This is a genomic window from Streptomyces sp. NPDC089915, assembly GCF_040684675.1.
Lineage (GTDB): Bacteria > Actinomycetota > Actinomycetes > Streptomycetales > Streptomycetaceae > Streptomyces.
The window spans coordinates 114,514-135,181 of record NZ_JBFBGN010000002.1; the positions used below are offsets into that span (position 1 = coordinate 114,514).

Here is a 20,668-nt window from a genome sequence, read left to right on the forward strand (position 1 = left end):
ATGTCCCGAACCCTGCCCCCCACCCCGGCCGCGTCCGCCGGCACCGCCGCACCCGCCGGCCACGCCCCCGTCTACGACCGGATCGGCGTCGGCTACTCCTCCATACGCCGCCCCGACCACCGCTGGGCCGCGCAGATCGAGGCCTCGCTCGGCGACGCCCGCACGGTGCTCAACCTCGGTGCCGGGACCGGCGCCTACGAGCCCGAGGGCCGCACGCTCGTCGCGGTCGAACCGTCCCTGGAGATGCGGGCCCAGCGCGGCCCGCTCGCGGCGCCTTGCGTCGTCGCGAGCGCCGAACGGCTGCCCTTCGACGACCAGAGCTTCGACGCCGTCATGGCCGTCCTCACCGTCCACCACTGGACGGACCTGGAAGCCGGGATCGCCGAACTCCAGCGCGTCGCCCGCCGCTTCTCCATCGTCACGTACGACATGGACGTGCAGCGGAATTTCTGGTTCACCCGCGACTACGTTCCGGAGATCGCCGAGGCGGAGTGCTCCCGCGTGCCCTCCCTCGAACGCCTCACCAAGCTCCTGGGCCCCTGCGAGGTGGCGGAACTCCCCGTCTGGCACGACTTCACCGACGGGTTCATGACCGCCTTCTGGCGCCGCCCCCAGGCCTACCTCGACCCCGCCACGCGCCGCGCCTGCTCCGCCTTCGCCCTCACCGACGAGCGGGCCGTCGACCGGGGCGTCACCCGCCTGCGTGACGACCTCGACTCGGGCGCATGGCACCGCCGCTACGCCGACCTCGCCACCCGCGACCACATCGACGCCGGCTTCCGCCTGCTCACCGGCGAGTCCCTCCACGCCGCACGGACGGAGGCATCCGCATGAGCCGCCCCTGGCCGGACACGGCCGCGGCCACCGGCACGGACACGGCCACCGGCCCCCGCACCGCCACCGGCACGGACACAGGCCCCCGCACCGCCCCCGGCTGGGACCCCGCACGGCTGGCCGACGTCGCGCAGCGCCACGGCACCCCGGTGCACGTCCTCGACGCCGAACGCCTGGACCGCGCCACCGCCCACCTGTTGGAGGTGCTCGGCGGGCTCGGCAGGCCCGCCCGCGCCTACTACTCGGTGAAGACCAACTACCTGCCCTACCTCATGAGGCGGCTCGCCGCCCAGGGCCTCGGCGCGGACGTCGTCTCCGGCTACGAGATGGAGGCCGCGCTGGCCGCCGGCTTCGACCCCGCCGCGATGGTGTTCAACGGCCCTGTGAAGACGGACGACGAACTGGCCGCCGCCGTACGGCACGGCGTACGCGTCAACATCGACGGCGAGCAGGAGATCGACGCGCTGGAGGCCCTCGCCGCCCGCGCCGGACACCCCGTCGAGGTCGGCATCCGGATCTCCCCGGGCCTGCCCGTCTCCACCTCCGCCGACCCCAGCTACCGGGCCCAGGCCGAACGCGCCGCCGCCCGCACCCGCTTCGGCTGGCCCGCCGGATCACCGCAGCTCGCCGCCCTGGTGGACCGGATCGACGCGTCCCCGCACCTGACCCTGCGGGCCGTCCACGCCCACCTCAGCAGCCAGATCGTTCACGAGGACCTGATGCTGACGGCACTGGACCGGGTCCTGGACGAAGCCGCGAAGCTGCACGCCCGGTTCGGCCTCACCGAGGTCAACATCGGCGGCGGGTTCGGCGTACCCGGCATCCGGCGCCCCCGCACCGGCCCGCAGGGCGCGCTGGCCGCCCTGCGCGGGGAGGACCCCTTCCCGGAGGAGGAGCCCTTCCTCGACATCGCCCGGCTGCTGCCGGAACTGGACGAGCGGATGCGGCTGCGCGGCCTCGACGGGGTGGCCCTCGCCTGTGAGCCCGGCCGCTGGCTGGTCTCGGACGTCATGGCCATGGTCACCAGGGTGATGTCGCGCAAGGAACTCCCCGAAGCCCGCTGGCTGATCCTCGACGCCGGCAACCACGTCACCCCATGGAGCGGCACCGGCGAGGTCCACCGCCTCACCCCGATCGGCCGGCGGTACTCGGCCGTGAACAGCACCTGGTCGGTGGCCGGACCGCTGTGCTACGAGAACGACGTGCACGCCGCCGCCGCGGAGCTGCCCGACGACGTACGGGCCGGGGACCTCCTGTGCCTGCACGACACGGGCGCCTACTCGCTCGGCCGCAGCAACAACTTCATCCGCACCAGGGCCGCCGTCGTCGCGGTCGACGGGGACGCCGAACAGCTGGTCTGGCGGGCCGAGACCGGCGCGGACGTCTTCGCCCTGGCCGACCCGGCCGCCTTGGCCGACCCGGTCCCGGCCCCCGGGACCCCGTAATGGTCAAGGCCTACCTGGAGCTCCTGAGGCTTCCGGGCGCGAGCGCGGCGGCGGTGCCCGCCGCGCTCGCGCGCCTGGCCGGGACCATGGTCCCCATCGCCCTGCTGCTCGCCTGCGTCCAGTCCGGACGCTCCCTCGCGGCCGGCGCCGCCGCCGGCGCGGCCTACGCCGTCGGCAGCGCCGTCGGGGGACCCTTCACCGGGCGGCTGATGGACCGGGCCGGCGCGAGCCGCGTCCTGAGGGTCTCCGGACCCCTCGCGGGCCTCACCCTCGCGGCGGCCGCCCTGACCGCGGCCACCACCCCGGCCGCGGTGGTGGCCGCGGCCTGCGCGGCCGGTCTGGCCACGGCCCCCGTCGGGGCGTCGATGCGAGCCCTGTGGCCGTCCCTCACCGAGGACGCGGCCCTGCGGCAGCGGGCCTTCTCCTTCGAGGCCACGCTCAGCGAACTCCTCTTCATCCTCGGCCCGACCGCCGTCACCGTCCTCGCCGCCCTCACCGGCGCCCGCGGCGCACTGCTGGTGACCGCCGTCCTGCTGGGTGCCGGAGGCCTGGTGTACGGCCAGGTACCCGCCGTACGGGCGCGCGCGGGCCGTCCCGCGACACCCCCCGGTGCCGCGGACCCGACGCAGGCGGAACCTGAACCGGAACCGGTCCGGGCCGCCGCCACCGCCGTCCTGGTGGCCATCGCCCTGACGGCGGCACTGTCCAGCGGACTCGTCGTCGCGGTCACCGCCTCCCTCCAGGACCAGGGCTCGGCCCCCGAACTCGCCGGCACCCTCGTCGCTCTCCAGTCTGCGGGCAGCGTGGTCGGCGGCCTCCTCTACGGCGCCCGCACCTTCGGCGGCACGACGTACCAGCGCTACCTCCGCCTGCTGATCGTGCTGACCCTGGCGCTGGCGGCCCTGCCTGCCGTACGCGCCCTGGCGCCCGGCCTCCCGGCCGGCTGGGCACTGGGCCTGCTCGGCGTCCTGCTCGTGCTCAGCGGGCTCCCCATGGCCCCGGCCGGAGCCGAGGAGTTCCAGCTCATCGGGGAGATGACCGCGCAGAGCCGGGCCACCCAGGCCTTCGCCGGCGTCGGCAGCTTCATCGCCCTCGGCGGTGCGGCGGGCTCCGCCCTCACGGGCCTGGTCGCGGACCGGGCCGGCCCCGGCGCGGCGCTGTGCATGCCCGCCGCCTTCACCCTGGCCGCCCTCCTGCTGAGCCTGGCCGCCCGCCGGGCCATCACCCGGGCCGTGACCCCGTCCCCCGCTCCCACCACCGGGGCGGACCCCACCCCGGCCCCGACCTCCGACTCCCGAGGAAACCAGACATGAACACCGCACCCGGCGTGATCGCCGTCGTCGAGAGCCAGCTGTCCAACTTCGGCCTCACCCCACTGCGCGCGGCCCACGAGCTCGGCTTCCACACCGTCCTGGTGAGCAACGACCCGGACCGCTACCGGGTGGTCGGGATCGCCGAGGAGATCTTCTCCCGGCACGTGGACGAGATCGTGCGCACCGACACCAACTCGGCCGAGGCCGTCGTCGCCGCCCTCCTGCCCTTCCACGAACAGGGCCTGCTGCGCGGCGTGATGACCGTCACCGACTACAACATCCCGATCGTCGCCGAAGTCGCCGAGCGCTTCGGCCTGCCCGGCCTGTCCCCGCAGGCCGCCCGCACCTGCCGGGACAAGCTGCTGATGCGCCAGGCCTGCGAGCGGGCCGGCGTCGCCGTGCCCGGCTTCCACCAGGCCACCGCCGAAGAGGACGCGCTCGCCGCCGCCGAACGGTTCGGCTACCCGGTCGTGGTCAAGCCCATGACCGAATCCGCCAGCATCGGCGTCACCCTGTGCCGCACGCCCGAGGAGGTCCTCGCCGCCTACCGGGACATCACCTCCTCCCCGACCGACTTCCGCGGCCAGCCCCGCCGCCCCGGAGCACTCGTGGAGGAGTACCTCCTCGGCTTCGAGGTGAGCGTCGAGTCCGTCCTGGCCGATGGCGAGCGCCGGTTCCTCGGCGTCACCGACAAGGCCCTCGGCGCGCACCCGCACTTCGTGGAGATGGGCGACACCTTCCCCTCGATGCTCTCGGAACCCGTCCGCGCCGAATGTACCGAACTGGCCCGCCGGGCACTGGAGGCCGTCGGCCACGACTTCGGCGCCGCACACGTCGAGGTGAAGATGACGGAGAAGGGCCCCTACGTCGTCGAGGTCAACGGCCGCATGCCCGGCGCGGAGATCACCCAGCTGATCCGCGAGGCGACCGGCCTCTACCTCCAGCGCGAGGTCGTCCGGCTGCACGCCGGCCTCACCGCCGACCTCACCACCACCCACGACCGCGCCGCGGCCTCCCGCTACCTCTCCGCCCGCCAGGCCGGCACCCTCACCGGGATCGGCGGTACCGACCTGGCCCGCCGGGTCCCGGGCGTAGTCGACGTCGACCTTGAGGTCCACCCCGGCGACCCCGTACGACCCGCCGAGAGCAACCTCGACCTGCTCGGCTACGTCGTGGCCGTCGGCGACACCACCGGCGACGCGGCCCGCCGCGCCGAGGCGGCCCTGGGACAGCTCACCCCCGTCATCGCCCCCGCAACGGGCGACGCCCGGTGACCGCCGCACCCGGGCGGCCCCGCGTACGCGTCCACCGCGCCCTGCGCGACCTCGACCCGCAGCACTGGGACGCCCTCCTCGGCCCCCGCGGCTTCTACGCCGCCTCCCCCTGGCTGCGGCACGCCGAGGCCACTGCGGGCGACGCCCCGTACTACCTCACGGCCCACGAGGACGACGGTCCCGCCACCGGCGTCCTGCCCGCGTACCCGCTGGACCACGACACTCCGTACGTCTTCTGCAGCCCGGCCAGGGTCGTGGACACCGTCCACCGCACCCTGACCGGCGAGGGGGCTCCCTGGGCCGCCGGACTGCTGCCCGCCCTGGCGTGCGGGGGCCGCAACCCCTCCCACACCAAGGCCGGGACCGCCCCCGCCCCCGACGGCGGACGCGCCACCCTGACGGCCCTGGTGCACCGGGCCGAGGAGGAGGCCCGGGAGGCCGGACTGCGGGCGGTGTCCTTCCTGTACGTAGACGAGGACGACCACCTGCTGCGCGGCGTGCTCACGGAACGCGGGTACACGGCACTGCCCGGCCAGACCGCCTATTCCCTGCCGGTGCCGGACGACGGGTCCTTCGACAGCTACCTGGCCCGCTTCGACCGGTCACGCCGTACGAAGATCAGGCGCGAACTCCGCGCCCTGGACGAGGCCGGGGTCACCTACCGGACGCAGCCGCTCACCCCGGACCTGATCGAGCGGCTGGCCCCCCTGGAGCTCGCCCTCTACGCCAAGTACGGCACCCCCGCGAACGCGGACGCCTTCACCGCCGTCCTGCACAGCGTCGCCCGCCACGCCGGCGAGGCCGCCCGGGTCACGACCGCGCACCTCGACGGGAACCTGGCCGGGTTCGCCCTCACCTTCACCCACCGCGGCGAGATGTACGCCCGCCAGGCCGGCTTCGACTACGAGGCCCAGGGCAGGCTGCCGCTCTACTTCGGGCTCGTCTACTACGAGCTGCTGCGGGTGGCGATGGCCGAGGGGCTCACCCACATCCACTACTCCACCGGCTCGGACCGGGCGAAACTGCTCCGCGGCTGCGTACCGCGCCGCCAGATCGCCTACATCAAGCCCCACCACCCCCAGGAGGCCACACCCCTGACCCACCTGGCCACCCACCCCGAAGCCACCCTCCCGGCCTGACCCCCTGTCGGCGCCCGGGCCGGCGGTGTGACGCGAGGCGGCCCGGGCCGCCGCCCTGGGCGGCCGAAGGACTTCGAGGACTTCACGACCCGGCTGCCGGGCTGGGTGGAGTGGCTGGCGGCCGGCGCGCACATCGCCGTGGCCAACGGCCGGTTCTGGAACGCCATGGCCTACCACGGCTGCGGCTACGCCGTCGAGAAGCGGCCGGATCACCCGCTCCGAGGCCCGTTTCCGCGCCGACGGCCTGCTGCCCGACGGCGGATACGTCCGCAGCGTCGAGGCATGGGGGACTACGGCCGGACCTCCGGAATGGCCCGCTGGGGCCTCGGGGCCCGCCTGTGCACCCCGGCGGAGGCCGAGGCGGCGGTGGTCCGCGCCGGACGCCTCGTCCACGACAACTACCGCTCCGGGGAGGACTTCTCCGCTGCCTGCGTCCTCGGCCGCTGCCTCCACTTCGACGACGAGGAGTTCGGCGAGCGGTACGAGTCGGTCCTCGTCGCCCACCGCCTCCTCACCACCGACCCCGCCAGCCCCTGGCGCACCCTGCCCTGGGTCCAGGGTCTGGTATGTCCGCCCGTCGGTGCGGCGGCGAGCAGCAACGCAGACCCTGGTGCAGTGGTGTGACCACATCCGCACCGTACGCCCTCGACTCCCGCATGCGGAGCCCGCGAAGTGCCGCCCCGGCGGCGCGGGCCCGGGGCGCCGGCCCCGTCGGGCCGTGCCGCCGGGGCCCGCTCCCGGGCGTCAGGGGTGGCCCGCCTGGGCCGCGGTGCGCCAGATCTCGGCCGCCAGGTCGAGCATCCTGGCCTCCTGGACCTCGGCGGCCAGGGCGCTGAGGTCGTCGCGGGCGGTGCGGTCGCCCTGGGCCAGGCGGATCCGCGCGCGGAGCATGCGGTAGCGGACGCTGTCCCGGTAGCCGAGGAGGGGGGTGTCCTGGTCGATGGCGTCGCAGAGGGCGGCAGCGGCCGCGATGTCGCCCCGTTGGTACAGGAGTTGTGCCGTGAGGAAGGTGTGCTCCTGCTGGTTCGAGGGGGTGCCGACGAGGTCGAGCGCCGGCTTCACCTCGTCGAGGTAGTGCTCGACCAGGTCCAGCCGAGGGGGGACGCCCCTGAGGGTCAGGGCCGCGGCGGCCAGGCGCAGCCGCAGCCACAGTGCGAGGTCGTCGCGGCTGCGGACGGCGGACAGCGCCTTGTCGAGCAGGAGGGTGGCACGGGCGTGGTCGCCGGTGCGCGTCGCGACGGTGGCCGCGGTCCACCAGACCTCGCCCGCCAGGGGGCGGTCCGGCGCGGTCAGAGCCTCGCAGGCCTCCGCGCTGAGGCGCTCGGCCTCGGCGAGGTCGCCGAGTTCGGCCGCCGCCGAGACCACCAGGATCTTCAGACGGGTGACGTCGTCGGTGTCGAGGCACGCCCGGGCGGCGAGGCCCAGTCCGTCACGGGCGGTGGCCCGGGCGTCCTCGATGCGGCCGAGCGCCCGCTCGCACCGGGCCAGGCGCAGGAGGGTGTGGACGAGGAGCACCGGATGGCCCAGTTCCTCGCCCACCCGGTGCAGTTCCCGGAGCGTCCGGTACTCCTTGCCGCGGTCGCCGCACTCGCTCTGGAGCCGGGCGAGCTGGGCGCACGCCTGCCAGCGGACGGTGAGGTCGGCCCGGGTGTCCAGGCTCAGGGCGTCGGTCAGCAGGCGCCGCAGGTCGCCCTTGTCGGCGGAGTCCCAGATGGCAACCGTGGTGGTGAGGACGTCCGCGAGGTTCGTCACCTCCGTCCGGTCGAACGCGGTGGGAGCCACATTGAGCTTGGCGGCCAGGAGTTCCACGCTCTGCCTGGTCGGAGAGCGCGAGCCGGCCTCCAGCCGGGAGACGTACGCGGCGGACATCCGCGGGCCGGTCAGGCTGGCCTGCGTCAGCCCCTGCTTCTCGCGCAGCTGGCGAAGTCGACGGCCGAAGGCCGGCTGCTCAAGCATCTCTGTTCACCTTACGTACGCCCCCCTTCTGTCTGAAGGTCAGCGGATTGAGTCAATCCGTTACTCGGGCTGTCAATATACGAGACATCGACGGCGCGTCACACGCGAACGGCGATCCTCGTCGCTCCTAGACGGGGCGGGCCGGCCACTCGATCTCGGTCATCGGTCGGCTCGGCCATTCGATCTCGTCGCCGCCGGCGACCACCGGACGGTGGGGAGTCCCGCCGGCGCCCGGCGCCATGACGGGGACCAGCAGGCCGAGGGCGAGGACGGTCACAACAGTGATGCGCTTGGCGAGACGCACAGGTTCTTGCCTTCCTGGAAGGTCGGTCCGGGGGCTTGGCGCCCCGGGACGTGTGGGCCGTGCACCGTGACGATACGACCCGCATGACAATGGGTCAAACATTGACAGAGGTTGACTGGAGTCTCTAGTTTCAAGTCCGGCGGCTAGTTCGAGACATCCGTTCCGTCCCGCCGCCGCTGCGAGACCCGCAAGGAGGCTACGACCGTGGACATCCGAGCTTTCCAGTACTTCATAGCGGTGGCGGAGGAGCTGCACTTCGGCAAGGCGGCGGAGAGACTGCACCTCTCGCAGCCCGGCCTCTCACAGGCGATCAAGGGGATGGAGCGCGAGCTCGGCACCCCCCTGTTCCACCGGTCGCGCCGCCTCGTGACCCTCACCCCGATCGGCGAGGAGCTCTTACCCAGGGCCCGCCGGCTGGTCGCCCACGCGGAGGAGGTCAACGGCTTCGCCCACGGGATGGCCGACCGCCACCACTCCACCCTGACGGTCGCCCACACCGCGTCCGCGAGCCCGGGCCGGGCCAGTGAGCTGACGGCCGCGTTCCAGTCGGCCCGGCCCCGCGTGACCCTGCGCACCTCGGCCGGGTTCAGCTCGATCAACCTGGAGCGCGTACGGGCCCGGGCGATCGACGTGGGCTTCGTACGCCCGCCGGTGGACCCGGGGGACGACCTCGAACTGCTGGGCGTGGGACGCGAGGAGCTCCTCGTCGCCCTGCCCGCCGGCCACCCCTGGGCCGACCGGCCCGCCGTCCCCTTCCGCGCCGTCGCCGCGGAGCCCCTGGTCTTCTTCCCCCGGGAGTCCGGCGGACTGTGGGAGTCGATCATCCACGCCGTCTATCCGGCCGGGCGGACACCGCACATCACCCGGGAGGAACCGGACGAGGCCCACATGCTGATGGCGGTCGCCGAGGGACACGGCATCACCCTGGTCACCAGGGACTCCGTGGCACTGCTCGACGTACCCGGCGCGGTGCTGAGGGAGCTGGAGGGCAGGCCCACGGTGCCGCTGGCCCTCGTGTGGCGCAAGGACAACAAGAAGTCGGCACTGCGTACCTTCCTGTCCTTCGCGGCCGCCGCCACGGACCCCCGGCGCCGGGACGAGCGCGCCCGCGGGCAGGCGGCCGGCCCGCGGCGTCCTCACACCACGCAGGCGGTCCGGGCCGGAGCGTCCGCCCGCACCGAGGCGGCCGAGGCGGCACCGCGGATCTCCAGGGTGCAGCACTTGGCGCTCCCGCCCGCCTTGAGCAGCTCCGAGAGGTCGATCCCGATCGGGTTGTAGCCGCGGGCCGCGAGCTGCCGCCCGAGCCGCACGGCCGCCTCCGGAAGGACCACGTTGTACCCGTCCGAGACGGCGTTGAGGCCGAAGACGTCGGCGTCCTCCCGCGAGACCGGCAGGGCGTCCGGGAACAGCCGCCGCAGCACCGCCCGGCTGCCCTCGGAGAACGACTCCGGGCAGTACATGATCTCGTCCCGGCTCAGCACCGCCAGAGCGGTGTCCAGGTGGTAGAAGCGGGGGTCCGTCAAGTGCAGCCCGATCACCGGCCGGCCGAAGAAGTCCTGCGCCTCCTGGTGCGACGCCGGATCGGTCCGGAAGCCGCAGCCGGCCAGCACCCAGCTCTCCGTGACCAGGTAATCGCCCTCGCCCTCGTTGATGAATTCCGGGTCCCGGACGTCGGCGAAGCCGTTCTGCCGGAACCACTGCGCGTACGCCGGGCCCTCGGCCGCACGCTGTTCGTTGCGGAAACGGGCCCCCAGGACGCGTCCGTCGACCACGGTGGCCCCGTTCGCCGCGAACACCATGTCCGGCAGTCCGGGAATCGGGTCGATCGATTCGACGGTGTGCCCGAGTTCCACATAGAGGTCTCGCAGCCGCTCCCACTGGAGCACCGCGAGATCACGGTCCACCGCCTTCTCGGGATCCATCCACGGGTTGATGGAATAGGTGACCTCGAAATGGGAGGGGCGGCACATGAGGTAGCGGCGCGGAACAGCGGTACGGAATGCGTGCTCGGACAATGGATTCATCTCCTCGGTTTCGGGCACGGACGAGCCGGCCCCGGTTTCCGGAAAGGGTGTTGCGCGGGTCCCCGGCCGCCTTCGGCGGCCGGGCGGGGCGTCGCCCGCTCAGGCCGGCGGACCGTCCTTGACGAGCAGCGGGGTCTTGTTGGACCGCTCGTTGACGGTGAAGCGTTCGACCACCCGTACGGCGAACGCGTTCGGAGCCTCCGTCTCCACCTCGTACCCGAGCCGGTAGACCCGGGTCAGCACCGTGTGCCGCACCTCCCGTTCGACCTCCTCGGGGTCCCAGCCCTCGGCTGCCTTGACCCGCAGCTCCATCCGCTCGGCGGGGGAGCCGTGGCCGAAGAGCGCGATCTGCACGTCGCGGACGGCCTCGTGCACACGGGCCGCCTCGGCGACCTCCTGCGGGGTCAGGAGGATGCTCAGGAACTTCATCTGGGGGTCGTCCCGGCCCAGGACCCGCAGCGCCGGGTCCGGCCGGCCGCAGGCGCAGCGGGTGAACTCGCCGAGGTCGCCGATCCGGTAGCGGACCACGGGGTTGACGCACTCCGGGTGCAGGTTGGTGACGAGGACGGCCCCGTCCTCCAGCTCGATGTGCTGGTAGGGCATCAGATGGAAGGTGTCCATGTCGCACCCGGGCCCGTTGTGCCCGATCACCCAGGTCTCGGTGGACCCGTAGACCCCGTGCAGTTCCGCGTCCGGCAGGATCCGCCGGGTGGTCTCCAGAGCGCGGGCTCCGAACGGCTCACCGGTCCACAGGAGCTTCCTGAAGGTCGGGGGCTTGCGGTCCGTGCGCTCGTAGAACTCCAGGAGGTTGGCGATCTGGCTCTGCGTCGCGTTCAGGGCGGTCGGCTCCAGCAGGTCCACGAAGTCCAGCCACTCGGAGAGCTGGGCCTCGTCCACGGCGCCGAGCGGGACCGTCACCGCGCCCGCCTCGTGCGCCACCGCGTTGAAGAAGTTGTGCGACGAGCAGAGCCTGCCCGGGGTGTCGTAGTTCACCAGGACGTCCTGGTGATCGAGCGGGCTCCACTCGGCCGCGATGGCCTCGACGAGCTGGCTGCTGGAGATGAAGCTCAGCTTCGGGGTGGACGTGGTGCCCCCGCTGCCCAGCACGATCGAACCGTGCGGACGGCTGCGGGCACGGCGCAGGACATCGGGCAGCGCGCTGCGGAAATCGTCCTTCGTCAGGATCGGCAGGTCTCGCAATTCCGGTTGCGCGAGGGCCCGCGCCTCGTCGTAACGGCTGCTGAGCGTCGGAATGTCCGCCATGCGCTCCAGCAGAACCGGAACAGAGAGCGGAGCAGGGGAGGTCGTCATGCCGGCCAGTACACCCGTCCGTTCCGGGAAGAGTCCAAGTGGATTTACCAATCGGCTGAGAAGCTGCGCTTATCGGTCTTCTGATTCGAGACAGTTATTGGACTCGCCGCCGCGCCCTGTGAATGAATCTCGCTCAGACACGCATATGTGAAGTTCTGACGTGCCACGGCAAGTTGGGGGAGAAGATCATGTTGATCCGAGACGAGGCGGGACTGCGACTGCTGCGGCAGGCGCAGGAGGAGACCAGGTCGGCCCGGCAGCGCACGGACCCGGAGTTCCTCACCCGCAAGCTGTCCGAGGCATGGGCACGAGCCGCCAAGTCCCAGGCGTTCCGGGACATCGGGGAGTTCTCCTGGGAGCGGTTCGAGCGGCTGCCCGTCACCACGAAGGACCGGCTGAAGCAGGATCCGTGGTCGTTCGCCGTCGGGGAACTGTCCGAGGCGGCCAAGTACTACGAGACCACCGGCACGTCGGGACGCGTCACGCCGACCCCCCGCCGGCTGGAGGACATGGTGTGGAACACGGTGTCCGTCGCCGAGGCCTGGCGCTCCGTCCTCACCACCGGTGACCGGGTCGCGATCCTGCTGCCCTCCGACATCGTTCCGGTCGCCGACCTGGTGGTCTCCGTCTGCGAGTACCTCGGCCTGCCGCACGCCCGGGCCTACCCGTTCGCCACCGGCATCTCCGACTGGGACCGGCTGGCCGGACTGTGGACGACCCTGCGCCCCACCGCCGTGTTCGCCGCCCCCGGCGTGCTGATCCAGCTCACGCGCCTGCTGGCGCAGCGCGGCACCCTGGCCGACCTGTCCGGGTCCGTGACCAAGCTGATGCTGCTCGGCGAGGTCAGCACCCCCGCCCTGCGGACCCGCCTCGGCACCTGGTGGGACGCCACCGCCCACGACGTCAGCTACGGCAGCACCGAGACCGGCACGCTCGCCGCCACCTGCGCGCGGGGCAACCTCCACCTGCTCACCAACGCGAACCACTTCGAACTCACCGACGGCACCCGCACCACGCCGCTGCCCGCCGACGGCACCGGCCGGCTGGTCGTCACCCCCCTCAACCTCCACGCCCGGCCGCTGCTGCGCCTCGACACCGGCGACGAGGTGGAGATCAGCAGCACCCGGTGCGACTGCCCGGTCCCCACCAGCACCGTCGTCGTCCGCGGCCGCTCCACCGACGCGCTGCGCGTCCGGGGGACCGATCTCTCGGTCCACGCCGTGGAGGAGATCGTCTACGGCCTCACCCCGGCCACCGGATACCTGATCGAGACCGACGAGGCCGGTTCCGGGGCGCGGCTCCTGCTGGAGCGCCCGCACGGATCCGACCGCACCGAGGAGGCCCTCGCCCTGGACGCGGTCCGGCGGGCCGGCCCGGAGCGGCTCGGACTGGAATGGGACGCGATCGCCTTCCTCAACTCGCTGCCCTCCACCACCAAGAGCGGCGGATCCCGCAAGAGCTGGAAGCGCACCAACATCCGTGTCGTGGAGAGCGTGCGATGACCCTCGCCACCGGCGACACCGCCCCCACCACCGCCCCCACCACCGCCCCGGCCGGCCCCGCCGGCGGCGCGGTCCTCGGCGAACCCGACCTGTGGTGCACCTACGCCGCGGTCCGCACCCTCGCCTGGCTCGGCCGCACCGACGACGCCACCCACCCCGAGGCCACGGCCCGCTACCTGGCCGGCCGCCGCAACGCGGACGGCGGCTACGCCTGGTCCGTCGGCATGCCCTCGGACGCCTGGGCCACCTTCTACTGCACCCAGGCCCTCACCGACCTCGGCCGGCCCGTTCCCGCCCCCGACGCCACCGCCGACTGGCTCCGCACCACCTGGACCGGCGACGCCTACGCCATGACCCCCGGCCAGGGCGCCGAGGTCTGGGCCACCCACTTCTCCACCCGCACCGCTCTCGGCCCGGCCGTATCCGCGGTGCCCGACCCGGCCCGGCTGCTGGCCTGGCTGCGCGCCCTCCAGACCGAGGACGGGGGACTGACGTGGAGCCCCGGCCACGGCGACGCCGACATCCGCGCCTGCCACTACGGGATCGCCGCCTGGGCGGCAATGAACGCCCGGGAACCCGTGAGCCCGCCCTGGGACGTCCCCCGACTCCTCACGTGGATCCAGGACCGCCAGACCCCCGGCGGCGGCTTCACGTTCTCCGCCGCCGCCCGGACCCCGTGCATGTGGGCCACCTACCGGGCGGTCGCCGCCCTCCGCCTCCTCGACGCGATGCCCCGCCAGGACATCGCACCCTGGATCCTGGGCCTGCGCGGCCCCGGCGGCGCCTTCGTCCGCTGGGAGGGGTACGGGATCGAGGACGTGTGGGCCTCCTTCTGTGCCGTCGGCGCCCTCGCCGGAGTCGGCGCGGACCTCACCGCGAGCGCCGACGCCGTGGTCCGCCGCATCGCGGAACTCGCCTGCCCCGAAGGCGGCTACACCTATCGCGAGCCCGCCCGCGCCGCCGACACCCTGACCACGGCCGCGGCCGTCCTCGCGGACCCCTCGGGCCCCGCCGCCCCGGCCCACCGCGCCTGGCTGGAGGGCTGTCTGCTGCCCAACGAGGCGGGGCTGATGTACATGCCGGGCCGGGGCAGCGAGATCCGCTGCACCCTGTGGGGCCTGACCGCGGGCGCCTTCGCCGACCCGGTGCGCCACGCCGCCCAGCGGGCCGGCGTACTGGACTGGCTGCGCTCGCTGCAGAACCCCGACGGGGGCTTCGGTTTCTGGGAGGGACGGGGCTCCGACCCGCTGTCGACGGCCGCCGCCGTGGCCGTCGTCGCGCTGCTGGGCGCCGAGGTGCCCGCCGTCCTGGACGCCGGCGCGCTGGCGGCCTACACCACGCGGACCACGCCGGAAGGCTCCCGTGCGCGGCTGCGGATCCTGCGGATCCGGCACGCACTCGGCGACCGTGACGAACCGGCGGTGCGCCGCGTCCTGGACGAGCACCGGGTGACCGGCGGCGGCTGGGCCGACAGCGGCAAGCGGATCCCCGACCTGCTGTCCACCCATGAGGCCGTTGCCACCGCCGACCTGTTCGGCATCCCGGTCGACCCCGGTCACCTGCGGCGGTTCGTCGACCGCGTACGAACCTCCGCCGGCACGGCCTGGACCCCCATGGCACCGACGGGCGGAGGCCCCCTGGCCGACTGCCTGGGCACCCTGCTCCACCACCGGGCCGCTCAAGGCCCCACCGGCAGCCTGCCGCCCCTGGTCCTGTCCTGAGCCCGCGCCGGCCCACCGAAGGCATCCATGCCCACCATCGAAATCCTGTCGCCCGCCATGACCGTACCGGCCCGACGCGCCGTGTCCGTCCGGCTCACCCGATTCCTCGCCGCCCGCGGCGTGGCCCCCGGTCACGTCGTCGTGCACTTCACCCCCAGCGAACCGAACACCCTCTTCAGCGGTGGCGTGCCCGTCGCGGCCCTGTCGCCCGCGGACGCCGGCGAAGGGCTCCGGCACGCCCGCGTGACCGTGTGCGTGGGCGCCGACCGTGACGAGGCGTTCCGGTCGGAGCTGGCCGGGGAGATCGCCGCCGCCCTCGGCCTCACGGAGCGGACGCCGTTCCTCTACATCGAGTTCCGCCCGACCGATCCCTCCCACGTCTACCTGGCCGACCAGGGCCGTCTGCGGCCCGCCGACACCCCGCGAAGGAACCAGCCATGACCGCGACCGTACCCACCATCGACGAACTGACCCCGCAGGTCCGGGCCGCCCTCACCCCGCTCCTCGGCGACGCCCTGGACTCCGTCCGCGACGACGCCGAGCTCACCGAAGTCCTCGGGGACCGCTACGACAGCCTCACCGCCCTCGAATGCGTCACCGCCGTCGAGACCGCCTTCGGCGTCGAAGTCGACTTCGTCGCCCACGACGTCCGGTACGGATTCGCCACCGTGGGGCGGATCGCCGCCTTCGTCCGCGACCTCCTGGAGGACCGGACCGCCCTGGACGCCGTCTCGTGACGACCGCGCCGGCCTTACGTCCCTCCGGCCCCCTTCCCAGCGCCGCCGGGGCCGCCGAGATCCCCTTCGAGACCTCCGGCCACTCCGGACGCCCGGTGCGGTGGTGGCGCACGCCCCGGCAACTCCACGACGAGGCACTGCTGGTGGCCGCCGCCGGGCTGGGGACCGTGGAACGGGTCGTCTGCTTCGCCCCGCCCCGCCACCTCTTCGGGCGGCTCTTCGGGGTCGTGCTGCCCGAACTCCTCGGTGTGCCCGCCGTCCACGCCTGGCGCGACCCCGCCTCCGTGCCGTCCCTCCACCGCGGACCCCGGACCCTGTTCGTGTGCCTGCCGTCCAGTTGGCTGATGCTGCGCTCGCTGCTCCCGGCCACCACCGGCCGTTCCGGCGCCGTCGCCCTGCACGGGACCGGACCGGTCACGACCACCGCGCGCGAGCTGGTCCGCGACCGCCGGGGCACCGCGTTCGACGCCGTCGAGGTGTTCGGCTCCACCGAGACCGGTGCGATCGCCGTCCGCCCCATAGCGGCTGCCGACGAGCCGGAGCGGCCCTGGCGACTCCTGGACGACGTCGACGCGCCCATCGGGGAAGACGGGCTCCTCACCGTGCGCGGTCCCCGGCTCGCCCGGCCCGACGGCGCCGACCGTCCGGTCGCCTCGTGGTCCACGGGCGACGTGGTGACTCCCGCCGGGCGGCGGTCGTTCCGCTGGCGCGGACGGGCCTCCCGGATGATCAAGGTCAACGGGATCCGCTGCGACCTCGGGGCCGTCGAGGCCGCGATCGGCTCCGCCTTCCCCGGCGTGGAGATCGTGTGCACGGCCACGAGCGACCCCCTGCGCGGCGAGCGGTACGAGCTGTTCCACACCGGTGGCGGCGAGCATGTCGACGCCCGCTCGGTCCGCACCGCCATCGCCACCCTCCTGCCCGGCTGCCCCCTGCCCGCCGCCGTGCACGCGGTCGGCCGCATCCCCCACTCCGACACCGGAAAGCCGCTGCCGCACCGGCTGCCCGCCTTCCGGACCACGACGACGGACGTGTCATGACGACCCTGGCCCCATCCCCATCCCCATCCCCATCTCCACCGCTCACGCCGTCCCCGCCGTTCGGCTCCCGCCCCACCGCCGTCGCCGACCTCCTGCGCACGGCGCGGTGGGGGACCACGCTCTCCCTCGGCCCCGAGGACCGCCGCCGCATGGAGACGAGCCGTGCCTCCCTGACCGCACTCGCCGCGCGCCGCCCCGTGTACGGCCTCACTCGGGGCTTCGGCCCCCTCGTGGACTACGAAGCCGACCAGGACCCGCACGTGCAGGGGACCGGGCTCCTGGACCACCTCACCGCCGGCCAGGGCCCGGCCCTCCCGCCCGAGGTCACCCGCACCATGGTCCTGCTGCGTCTGCGCGGCATGCTCCTGGGACACTCGGCCGTCGCCGTCGAGGTCTGGGAGGCCCTGGCCGCGCAGTGGAACGCCGGCTTCACCCCGGTGGTACCGCAGGACGGCAGCCTCAGCGCCAGCGGCGACCTGGTGCCCCTGGCCCATGCCGCCCAGGCCGCGGCAGGCAGGGGTGCCGCCTGGCAGAGGACGGCCGGCGGCGACTGGGAGCAGGTACCGGCGGAGCGGGCCCTGCGCGACCTGGGTCTGCCCGCCGTCCGCTGGGACGCCCGTTCGGCCCTGGCCTTCGCCAACGGCACCAGCGCCTCGCTCGCCCGCGCGCTGCACAACCACGCCCGCCTCGACGCTCTGACCCGCGCCGTCGCCGTCGGCTCCGGACACCTGGCGGGTCTCCTCGGCAGCAGCCCGGAGCCCTACGACGACCGGCTCTCCGCCGTCCGCCGCCACCCGGGCCAGCGCCGCGCCGCGGCGGTGATCCGCGAGGCCCGCGACGCGGTGGTCCACGACACGGGCGCGGCCCGCCGACTGCAGGAGCCCTACTCCCTGCGGTGCGCGCCCCAGGTGGTGGGCGCCGTCCTCGACCAGCTCTCGTTCCAGGGGGCGGTGCTGGCGACCGAAGGCGAAGGCACCACCGACAACCCCGTCTTCGTGGACGGCGACGTCCTGCACGGCGGGAACTTCCACGCCGCCCCCGTCGCGCTGGCCGGCGAACAGCACATGCTGTGCCTGCACCAGCTCGCCTACCTGGCCGAGCGCCAGCTCCACCTGGTGCTCGACCCCCAGCACAACGGCGGCCTGCCGCCCATGCTGACGCCGGCCCCCGGCCGCCAGAGCGGCCTGGCCGGGGTGCAGATCGCCGCCGGCTCCCACCTCGGGGCGATCCGCCAGCACGGCTACCCGGCCTCCTTCACCCCGGTCCCCACCAACCTGGGAAACCAGGACCACGTCCCCCTGGCCCTCAACGGCGCCAACGCGGTATCCGGCGCCCTGGACCGCGCGTGGTGGATCGTCGCCTCCCTCTACATGGCCCTCACCCAGTACGCCCACCTGGGCGACGTGACACCCCCGGCGGGCATCTGGGCCGAACTCGCCGCCGACTGGATCCCCCTGGACCGCGACCGCCCCCTCGCCGACGAGGTCGCCGACACCGCCCGGCGGGTCGAGCGGCACTTCACCACCCCCCGGGAACGATGACCATGACGACAGCGACAGACCGCGTACGCCAGCGGGCCGCCCAGCAGCCGCCCTGGGAGTCCGACGACGTCCTCCGCGGGGTCCGCCAGGACCTGGCCCGACTCCCACCGCTGACCGACGCCGCCGCCTGCCGACGGCTGCTCCACGACCTGGCCCGCGCGGCCCGCGGCAGCGCCTTCGTACTCCAGGGCGGCGACTGCGCCGAGCCCTTCGCCGACTCCGCTCCCGACCGGATCAGCGCCAAGGCGGCCCATCTCGCCGCCCTGGCCGACCGGCTGGAGACCCGGGCCGGCCTGCCCGTCGTCAGGGTGGGCCGGTTCGCCGGGCAGTACGCCAAGCCCAGGTCCCAGGACGTCGAGACCTCGGACGACGGCGTCGTGCTCCCCGTGTACCGGGGTGACGCGGTCAACCGCCCCGAGGCGGCCCCCGCCGCGCGCCGGCCGGACCCCCTGCGGCTGCGCTCCGCGTACGACCACGCCGCCGCGTGCCTGGACACCCTCCTGGTCGGGGGACACCTCGTCGAAGGACACCTCGTGGAAGGACGACTCGTCGAGGGACACCCGGCGCACGGCCCCGCCGACCGCGCCCCGTCCCCCGTGTACACGAGCCACGAGGCCCTGCTCGTGGACTACGAGGAGCCCCTGGTCCGGCCCGACCGGACCGACCCGCACACGGGCGGCAGGTACGGCTCCTCGGCGCACATGCTCTGGATCGGCGAGCGGACCCGCCGCCCGGACGGATGGCACGTCCGCTTCGCGGAGACCGTGAACAACCCCGTCGGCGTCAAACTCGGCCCCGGCGCCACCCCGCAGGACGTCCGCGAACTGTGCGAACGCCTCGCGGACGGACGACCCGCCGGACGCCTGTCGCTCATCACGCGCCTCGGCGCCGCCGACACCGCCCGGCTGCTGCCGCCGCTGGTGGACGCCGCCGCCGCGTTCAGCGGACGCGTGGTCTGGCTGTGCGACCCGATGCACGGGAACACCGTCCGGCACGGCTCGGGCCGCAAGACCAGGGTGCTGGCGGACGTCGAGCGCGAGGTGCGCGACTTCTTCGCCGTGCTGCGCGCCCACGGGGCCCACCCCGGCGGCCTCCACCTGGAGATGACGCCCGACGACGTGACCGAGTGCGTCGACCGCCCCGCCGACCTTACCGCCGGCGCGCTGCCCCGGTACCTGACCGCCTGCGACCCCCGCCTCGGCCCCGGGCAGGCCGACCGCCTGATCACGGTGACGGCCGGACTGCTCGAACGAAAGGACGTCCTGTGACCCCCTCGCACACCGACCGCCCCCACATCGTGGTCATCACCCGGTGGAAGGAGCGCTACGCCGAATACGGCCGCTATCTGGACCACGTGCGGAACACGGTCACCTACGTCGCCACCGAGGTGGCCCTGCCGGCGGTGCCCGCCTCGGCCGCCGACGTCGTGACGGTCGGCCGCACCGACGACCTCGAGGAGGTCCGCGCGGCTCTGGCCCTGCTGGCCTCCCGCCACGGGCGTCCGGAGAGGATCATCGCCCTCAAGGAGGACGACCTCCTCACCGCCGCCGCCCTGCGGGTGGAGTGGGACTGCCCCGGGGACCGCCCGGAGGACCTGCTGCGCTTCCGTGACAAGTACGTGATGGCCGAGCGGATACGGGCCGCCGGCGTGCCCGCGCCCGCGACCGCGGCCGTGTCCGACGCCGCCGGGGTCATGGAGTTCGCCGCCGGACACGGCCTGCCGGTGGTGCTGAAGCCCCGCATCGGCAGTTCGAGCGCCGGGGTCCGCCTCGTCTCGGGCCCCGAGGACCTGATCGGGGTCGACTGGGCGGAGCCGATGCTCGTCCAGGAGTACCTCCCGCACCGGATCCACCACGTGGACGGGGTCTTCGACGGCTCCCGGCTGGTGTGCTGGCGGGCCTCCCGCTACGTCAACACCTGCCTGGGCTTCCGTGAGGGAACCTTCCTGGGCTCCGTCGAGGTCGACGACCCGGCGGTCCTCGGGCCGATCGGCGAGCACACCCTGGCCGCCATGACCGCGCTCACCGACCGCCCCACCCCCTTCCACCTCGAGGTCTTCTTCGACGAGGCGACCGGCACCTGCCGGTTCCTGGAGGTCGGCGCGCGGGTCGGCGGCGCCGAGATCCCCTTCGTCTGGCGCGAGCTGCACGGTTACGACCTCATGGAGGCCGCCTTCCGCATCCAGCTCGGGCTGCCCGCCGAGCCGGCCCCCCGCCCCACCGGCGCCGGACCGGTCGGCGGCTGGCTGCTCGTCCCGGCCCCCGCGGCCCGCCCGTGCCGCATCACCCGCGTCACCCCGATGGTCGGCCGGGAGCCGGGTCCCTACGCGGAGGCGCTGCTGGAGTCGGGTGAGGTCCTGCCCGCGGCCGACGCCTACTACGAACACGTCGGCGGCCGGTTCCGGTTCCGGGCGGCCGACGGCACCGCCGTCGAGCGGGCCCTCACCGCGACGGCCGCCGCGTTCCGGGTGAGCGCCGAGGCCGTCGGCGAACTCAGCTCCGTGCACTGAACCCACACACCCCCAGGG

At 73.9% G+C, this 20,668-nt stretch carries 17 protein-coding genes and 2 pseudogenes; 15 read left to right on the plus strand and 4 right to left on the minus strand.

The window, feature by feature from the left end; all coding sequences use genetic code 11:
• The 6 genes and pseudogenes from AB0O29_RS01405 to AB0O29_RS01430 all read left to right on the plus strand — a co-directional run.
• Positions 1-834, plus strand: coding sequence for a class I SAM-dependent methyltransferase (locus tag AB0O29_RS01405; RefSeq protein WP_365144231.1), 834 nt, complete (start codon positions 1-3; stop codon positions 832-834).
• Positions 831-2,279, plus strand: a complete 1,449-nt coding sequence (locus AB0O29_RS01410; RefSeq protein WP_365144234.1) for an alanine racemase — start codon at positions 831-833, stop codon at positions 2,277-2,279. The genes AB0O29_RS01405 and AB0O29_RS01410 overlap by 4 nt, the downstream gene beginning before the upstream one ends.
• A complete protein-coding gene (locus AB0O29_RS01415; RefSeq protein ID WP_365144237.1) occupies positions 2,279-3,592 on the plus strand; it encodes an MFS transporter in 1,314 nt (437 codons plus the stop codon). The genes AB0O29_RS01410 and AB0O29_RS01415 overlap by 1 nt, the downstream gene beginning before the upstream one ends.
• Positions 3,589-4,866: an ATP-grasp domain-containing protein gene (locus tag AB0O29_RS01420; protein ID WP_365144240.1), complete on the plus strand. Its 1,278-nt coding sequence runs from the start codon at positions 3,589-3,591 to the stop codon at positions 4,864-4,866. Before AB0O29_RS01415 ends, AB0O29_RS01420 begins: the two co-directional genes overlap by 4 nt.
• A complete protein-coding gene (locus AB0O29_RS01425; RefSeq protein WP_365144243.1) occupies positions 4,863-6,005 on the plus strand; it encodes a GNAT family N-acetyltransferase in 1,143 nt (380 codons plus the stop codon). The genes AB0O29_RS01420 and AB0O29_RS01425 overlap by 4 nt, the downstream gene beginning before the upstream one ends.
• Positions 6,006-6,207: 202 nt before the next feature.
• Positions 6,208-6,629: pseudogene (locus AB0O29_RS01430) on the plus strand (DUF1266 domain-containing protein); the annotation flags it as partial.
• Positions 6,630-6,749: 120 nt separating this feature from the next.
• Here AB0O29_RS01430 and AB0O29_RS01435 read toward each other — a convergent pair.
• Positions 6,750-7,961, minus strand: coding sequence for a helix-turn-helix transcriptional regulator (locus AB0O29_RS01435; protein ID WP_365144246.1), 1,212 nt, complete (start codon positions 7,959-7,961; stop codon positions 6,750-6,752).
• Positions 7,962-8,088: 127 nt separating this feature from the next.
• The gene (locus tag AB0O29_RS01440; RefSeq protein WP_365144249.1) at positions 8,089-8,265 is read right to left on the minus strand and encodes a hypothetical protein; all 177 of its coding nucleotides are present in this window, start codon (positions 8,263-8,265) and stop codon (positions 8,089-8,091) included.
• Positions 8,266-8,469: 204 nt separating this feature from the next.
• On the opposite strand from AB0O29_RS01440, the pseudogene AB0O29_RS01445 reads away from it, so the two are divergent.
• A pseudogene (locus tag AB0O29_RS01445) lies at positions 8,470-9,330 on the plus strand (LysR substrate-binding domain-containing protein); the annotation flags it as partial.
• Positions 9,331-9,401: 71 nt separating this feature from the next.
• On the opposite strand, the gene ddaH reads toward AB0O29_RS01445, so the two are convergent.
• A complete protein-coding gene (gene ddaH, locus AB0O29_RS01450) occupies positions 9,402-10,289 on the minus strand; it encodes a dimethylargininase (protein ID WP_365144252.1) in 888 nt (295 codons plus the stop codon).
• Between the two features lie 99 nt (positions 10,290-10,388).
• Positions 10,389-11,600: an AMP-binding protein gene (locus AB0O29_RS01455; protein WP_365144255.1), complete on the minus strand. Its 1,212-nt coding sequence runs from the start codon at positions 11,598-11,600 to the stop codon at positions 10,389-10,391.
• 188 nt (positions 11,601-11,788) lie between these two features.
• On the opposite strand from AB0O29_RS01455, the gene AB0O29_RS01460 reads away from it, so the two are divergent.
• Genes AB0O29_RS01460 through AB0O29_RS01495 form a run of 8 tightly spaced genes read left to right on the plus strand, consistent with a single transcriptional unit; the run spans position 11,789 to position 20,650 of the window.
• On the plus strand, positions 11,789-13,102 hold the full coding sequence (locus AB0O29_RS01460) for a phenylacetate--CoA ligase family protein (protein WP_365144258.1): 1,314 nt from the start codon (positions 11,789-11,791) through the stop codon (positions 13,100-13,102).
• Complete coding sequence (locus tag AB0O29_RS01465) at positions 13,099-14,823, plus strand: prenyltransferase/squalene oxidase repeat-containing protein (RefSeq protein ID WP_365144261.1); 1,725 nt, start codon at positions 13,099-13,101, stop codon at positions 14,821-14,823. Before AB0O29_RS01460 ends, AB0O29_RS01465 begins: the two co-directional genes overlap by 4 nt.
• Before the next feature lie 27 nt (positions 14,824-14,850).
• Positions 14,851-15,264, plus strand: a complete 414-nt coding sequence (locus tag AB0O29_RS01470) for a hypothetical protein (protein WP_365144264.1) — start codon at positions 14,851-14,853, stop codon at positions 15,262-15,264.
• Positions 15,261-15,560: a phosphopantetheine-binding protein gene (locus AB0O29_RS01475; RefSeq protein WP_365144267.1), complete on the plus strand. Its 300-nt coding sequence runs from the start codon at positions 15,261-15,263 to the stop codon at positions 15,558-15,560. The genes AB0O29_RS01470 and AB0O29_RS01475 overlap by 4 nt, the downstream gene beginning before the upstream one ends.
• Positions 15,557-16,600: a class I adenylate-forming enzyme family protein gene (locus AB0O29_RS01480; RefSeq protein ID WP_365144270.1), complete on the plus strand. Its 1,044-nt coding sequence runs from the start codon at positions 15,557-15,559 to the stop codon at positions 16,598-16,600. Before AB0O29_RS01475 ends, AB0O29_RS01480 begins: the two co-directional genes overlap by 4 nt.
• Positions 16,597-18,141 (plus strand): aromatic amino acid ammonia-lyase, encoded by a 1,545-nt coding sequence (locus AB0O29_RS01485; protein ID WP_365144273.1) that lies wholly within the window; start codon positions 16,597-16,599, stop codon positions 18,139-18,141. Before AB0O29_RS01480 ends, AB0O29_RS01485 begins: the two co-directional genes overlap by 4 nt.
• 2 nt (positions 18,142-18,143) lie before the next feature.
• Positions 18,144-19,409 carry a 3-deoxy-7-phosphoheptulonate synthase gene (locus AB0O29_RS01490; protein ID WP_365144276.1) on the plus strand — a complete coding sequence of 422 codons (1,266 nt, stop codon included), beginning with the start codon at positions 18,144-18,146 and terminating at the stop codon, positions 19,407-19,409.
• Positions 19,406-20,650, plus strand: coding sequence for a biotin carboxylase (locus AB0O29_RS01495; RefSeq protein WP_365144279.1), 1,245 nt, complete (start codon positions 19,406-19,408; stop codon positions 20,648-20,650). The genes AB0O29_RS01490 and AB0O29_RS01495 overlap by 4 nt, the downstream gene beginning before the upstream one ends.
• Positions 20,651-20,668 lie beyond the last annotated feature (18 nt).

Excerpts from the sequence above, each read along its gene's own strand:
- AB0O29_RS01405 (WP_365144231.1), top strand. The coding sequence starts at position 1 with ATGTCCCGAACCCTGCCCCCCACCCCGGCCGCGTCCGCCGGCACCGCC.
- AB0O29_RS01410 (WP_365144234.1), top strand. The coding sequence starts at position 831 with ATGAGCCGCCCCTGGCCGGACACGGCCGCGGCCACCGGCACGGACACG.
- AB0O29_RS01460 (WP_365144258.1), top strand. The coding sequence starts at position 11,789 with ATGTTGATCCGAGACGAGGCGGGACTGCGACTGCTGCGGCAGGCGCAG.
- ddaH (WP_365144252.1), bottom strand. The coding sequence starts at position 10,289 with ATGAATCCATTGTCCGAGCACGCATTCCGTACCGCTGTTCCGCGCCGC.
- AB0O29_RS01485 (WP_365144273.1), top strand. The coding sequence starts at position 16,597 with ATGACGACCCTGGCCCCATCCCCATCCCCATCCCCATCTCCACCGCTC.
- AB0O29_RS01490 (WP_365144276.1), top strand. The coding sequence starts at position 18,144 with ATGACGACAGCGACAGACCGCGTACGCCAGCGGGCCGCCCAGCAGCCG.
- AB0O29_RS01420 (WP_365144240.1), top strand. The coding sequence starts at position 3,589 with ATGAACACCGCACCCGGCGTGATCGCCGTCGTCGAGAGCCAGCTGTCC.
- AB0O29_RS01435 (WP_365144246.1), bottom strand. The coding sequence starts at position 7,961 with ATGCTTGAGCAGCCGGCCTTCGGCCGTCGACTTCGCCAGCTGCGCGAG.
- AB0O29_RS01455 (WP_365144255.1), bottom strand. The coding sequence starts at position 11,600 with ATGACGACCTCCCCTGCTCCGCTCTCTGTTCCGGTTCTGCTGGAGCGC.
- AB0O29_RS01465 (WP_365144261.1), top strand. The coding sequence starts at position 13,099 with ATGACCCTCGCCACCGGCGACACCGCCCCCACCACCGCCCCCACCACC.
- AB0O29_RS01415 (WP_365144237.1), top strand. The coding sequence starts at position 2,279 with ATGGTCAAGGCCTACCTGGAGCTCCTGAGGCTTCCGGGCGCGAGCGCG.
- AB0O29_RS01475 (WP_365144267.1), top strand. The coding sequence starts at position 15,261 with ATGACCGCGACCGTACCCACCATCGACGAACTGACCCCGCAGGTCCGG.
- AB0O29_RS01470 (WP_365144264.1), top strand. The coding sequence starts at position 14,851 with ATGCCCACCATCGAAATCCTGTCGCCCGCCATGACCGTACCGGCCCGA.